Origin of the sequence: Oerskovia sp. NPDC060287 (genome assembly GCF_042726775.1) — a bacterium.
Lineage (GTDB): Bacteria > Actinomycetota > Actinomycetes > Actinomycetales > Cellulomonadaceae > Oerskovia > Oerskovia merdavium.
The window spans coordinates 1-4464 of the sequence record NZ_JBHXBO010000292.1; the positions used below are offsets into that span (position 1 = coordinate 1).

2 rRNA genes are annotated in these 4464 nt (G+C 56.9%); both read left to right on the top strand.

The annotated features are described in order from the left end of the window. Positions 1–1239: ribosomal RNA gene (locus ACFWFR_RS17660) — 16S ribosomal RNA — on the top strand; the annotation flags it as partial. Between the two features lie 393 nt (positions 1240–1632). Continuing rightward, a 23S ribosomal RNA gene (locus tag ACFWFR_RS17665) occupies positions 1633–4464 on the top strand; the annotation flags it as partial.

The window sequence follows — 4464 nt, forward strand, 5'->3', positions numbered from 1 at the left end:
GTAGCCGGCCTGAGAGGGCGACCGGCCACACTGGGACTGAGACACGGCCCAGACTCCTACGGGAGGCAGCAGTGGGGAATATTGCACAATGGGCGCAAGCCTGATGCAGCGACGCCGCGTGAGGGATGAAGGCCTTCGGGTTGTAAACCTCTTTCAGCAGGGAAGAAGCGCAAGTGACGGTACCTGCAGAAGAAGCGCCGGCTAACTACGTGCCAGCAGCCGCGGTAATACGTAGGGCGCAAGCGTTGTCCGGAATTATTGGGCGTAAAGAGCTCGTAGGCGGTTTGTCGCGTCTGGTGTGAAAACTCAAGGCTCAACCTTGAGCTTGCATCGGGTACGGGCAGACTAGAGTGCGGTAGGGGTGACTGGAATTCCTGGTGTAGCGGTGGAATGCGCAGATATCAGGAGGAACACCGATGGCGAAGGCAGGTCACTGGGCCGCAACTGACGCTGAGGAGCGAAAGCATGGGGAGCGAACAGGATTAGATACCCTGGTAGTCCATGCCGTAAACGTTGGGCACTAGGTGTGGGGCTCATTCCACGAGTTCCGTGCCGCAGCAAACGCATTAAGTGCCCCGCCTGGGGAGTACGGCCGCAAGGCTAAAACTCAAAGGAATTGACGGGGGCCCGCACAAGCGGCGGAGCATGCGGATTAATTCGATGCAACGCGAAGAACCTTACCAAGGCTTGACATACACCGGAAACTTCCAGAGATGGTTGCCCCGCAAGGTCGGTGTACAGGTGGTGCATGGTTGTCGTCAGCTCGTGTCGTGAGATGTTGGGTTAAGTCCCGCAACGAGCGCAACCCTCGTCTTATGTTGCCAGCACGTCATGGTGGGGACTCATAAGAGACTGCCGGGGTCAACTCGGAGGAAGGTGGGGATGACGTCAAATCATCATGCCCCTTATGTCTTGGGCTTCACGCATGCTACAATGGCCGGTACAAAGGGCTGCGATACCGCGAGGTGGAGCGAATCCCAAAAAGCCGGTCTCAGTTCGGATTGGGGTCTGCAACTCGACCCCATGAAGTCGGAGTCGCTAGTAATCGCAGATCAGCAACGCTGCGGTGAATACGTTCCCGGGCCTTGTACACACCGCCCGTCAAGTCACGAAAGTCGGTAACACCCGAAGCCGGTGGCCCAACCCTTGTGGAGGGAGCTGTCGAAGGTGGGACTGGCGATTGGGACTAAGTCGTAACAAGGTAGCCGTACCGGAAGGTGCGGCTGGATCACCTCCTTTCTAAGGAGCATCACTCACAGCCGGCCCTCGGGTTGGTTGTGCAGAGGCCATGGCGCTCACCGAACGTGTGGGTGGATGGTTGCTCAAGGGTGGAACATTAACGAAGAGCTTCGTCCAAGACGGTTCGTGTCAGTACCTGTCCACTTCGGTGGGTGGTGGAACATCACGGGTACGGGGGATGGGGTTTGCCAAGCACACTGTTGGGTCCTGAGGGAACCGCCCGTACGGGTGGGGTCGCTCTGAACGGGCCATCGCGTCTCCTGGGTGAACCGCCGACCTTGTGTTGGTAGGCCGTGGGAGCGGGTGGGATCGTCCGTAGCTTGAGAACTGCACAGTGGACGCGAGCATCTTTGTAAGATCAAAGATTTATCTTTGTTCTCTGCAATTTTTTGTTGTCAAGTTTTTAAGGGCACAGGGTGGATGCCTTGGCACTAGGAGCCGATGAAGGACGTTGTAGCCTGCGATAAGCCTCGGGGAGTTGGCAAACGAACCGTGATCCGAGGATCTCCGAATGGGGAAACCCCGCTGGAGTCATGTCCAGTGACCCGCACCTGAATATATAGGGTGTGTGGAGGGAACGTCGGGAAGTGAAACATCTCAGTACCGACAGGAAGAGATATTCCGTGAGTAGTGGCGAGCGAAAGCGGAACAGGCCAAACCGTTCATGTGTGATAGCTACCAGGCGTTGCATGGGCGGGGTTGTGGGACCTTTCAGACCGGGCTGGTACCCGGTCAGGGAGTCAGAAAGTCGCGTTATAGTCGAAGGGCATTGAAAGGCCCGGCACAGAGGGTGCGACCCCCGTAGACGAAATGACGTGGCCTCCCGAAGGGGATCCCAAGTAGCACGGGGCCCGAGAAATCCCGTGTGAATCCGGCAAGACCACTTGCTAAGCCTAAATACTACCTAGTGACCGATAGCGGACCAGTACCGTGAGGGAAAGGTGAAAAGTACCCCGGGAGGGGAGTGAAATAGTACCTGAAACCGTGTGCCTACAATCCGTTGGAGCCTCCCTAGCAGGGGTGACAGCGTGCCTTTTGAAGAATGAGCCTGCGAGTTAGTGCTCAGTGGCAAGGTTAACCCGTGTGGGGAAGCCGTAGCGAAAGCGAGTCTGAATAGGGCGAATGAGTCGCTGGGTCTAGACCCGAAGCGAAGTGATCTAGCCATGGGCAGGTTGAAGCGTGGGTAAGACTACGTGGAGGACCGAACCCACCAGGGTTGAAAACCTGGGGGATGACCTGTGGTTAGGGGTGAAAGGCCAATCAAACTTCGTGATAGCTGGTTCTCCCCGAAATGCATTTAGGTGCAGCCTCGCGTGTTTCTTGCCGGAGGTAGAGCTACTGGATGGCCGATGGGCCCTACAAGGTTACTGACGTCAGCCAAACTCCGAATGCCGGTAAGTGAGAGCGCGGGAGTGAGACTGTGGGGGATAAGCTCCATAGTCGAGAGGGAAACAGCCCAGACCACCAGCTAAGGCCCCTAAGCGTGTGCTAAGTGGGAAAGGATGTGGAGTTGCACAGACAACCAGGAGGTTGGCTTAGAAGCAGCCACCCTTGAAAGAGTGCGTAATAGCTCACTGGTCAAGTGATTCCGCGCCGACAATGTAGCGGGGCTCAAGTACACCGCCGAAGCTGTGGCATTCACACAAACGCTAGGCCTTCGTGGTCCAGGCGTGTGGATGGGTAGGGGAGCGTCGTGTGGGCAGTGAAGTCGCGGGGTAACCCAGCGGTGGAGCCTACACGAGTGAGAATGCAGGCATGAGTAGCGAAAGACGGGTGAGAAACCCGTCCGCCGAATGACCAAGGGTTCCAGGGCCAGGCTAATCCGCCCTGGGTAAGTCGGGACCTAAGGCGAGGCCGACAGGCGTAGTCGATGGACAAGGAGTTGATATTCTCCTACCGGCGAAGAACCGCCCATACCGAACCCGGTGATGCTAAGCGCCCTTAACTCGCACCGTCTCCTTCGGGAGGCATCGCGAGAGCGGCGCGCGACCCGAACCGGTACTAGGTAAGCGTATTAACAGGGGTGACGCAGGAAGGTAGCCCAGCACGGCGATGGTTGACCGTGTCCAAGGTTGTAGGGCGAACAGTAGGCAAATCCGCTGTTCACATAGCCTGAGAACTGATAGATAGCGCGTATGCGCGAATTGGGTGATCCTATGCTGTCAAGAAAAGCCTCGGCGCGAGGTTCTAGCCGCCCGTACCCTAAACCGACTCAGGTGGTCAGGTAGAGAATACTAAGGCGATCGAGAGAATCGTGGTTAAGGAACTCGGCAAAATGCCCCCGTAACTTCGGGAGAAGGGGGGCCCGATGCGTGACGGAACTTGCTTCCCGAGCGTTGACGGCCGCAGAGACCAGGGAGAAGCGACTGTTTACTAAAAACACAGGTCCGTGCGAAGTCGCAAGACGATGTATACGGACTGACGCCTGCCCGGTGCTGGAAGGTTAAGAGGACGGGTCAGCTCTTCGGAGCGAAGCTCAGAATTTAAGCCCCAGTAAACGGCGGTGGTAACTATAACCATCCTAAGGTAGCGAAATTCCTTGTCGGGTAAGTTCCGACCTGCACGAATGGCGTAACGACTTCTCCGCTGTCTCAACCGCGAACTCGGCGAAATTGCACTACGAGTAAAGATGCTCGTTACGCGCAGCAGGACGGAAAGACCCCGGGACCTTTACTATAGCTTGGTATTGGTGTTCGGTGCGGCTTGTGTAGGATAGGTGGGAGACTGTGAAGCATGCACGCCAGTGTGTGTGGAGTCAACGTTGAAATACCACTCTGGTCGCTCTGGATATCTAACCTCGGTCCGTAATCCGGATCAGGGACAGTGCCTGGTGGGTAGTTTAACTGGGGCGGTTGCCTCCTAAAATGTAACGGAGGCGCTCAAAGGTTCCCTCAGCCTGGTTGGCAATCAGGTGTCGAGTGCAAGTGCACAAGGGAGCTTGACTGTGAGACTGACAGGTCGAGCAGGGACGAAAGTCGGAACTAGTGATCCGGCGGTGGCTTGTGGAAGCGCCGTCGCTCAACGGATAAAAGGTACCCCGGGGATAACAGGCTGATCTTGCCCAAGAGTCCATATCGACGGCATGGTTTGGCACCTCGATGTCGGCTCGTCGCATCCTGGGGCTGGAGTAGGTCCCAAGGGTTGGGCTGTTCGCCCATTAAAGCGGTACGCGAGCTGGGTTTAGAACGTCGTGAGACAGTTCGGTCCCTATCCGCTGCGCGCGCA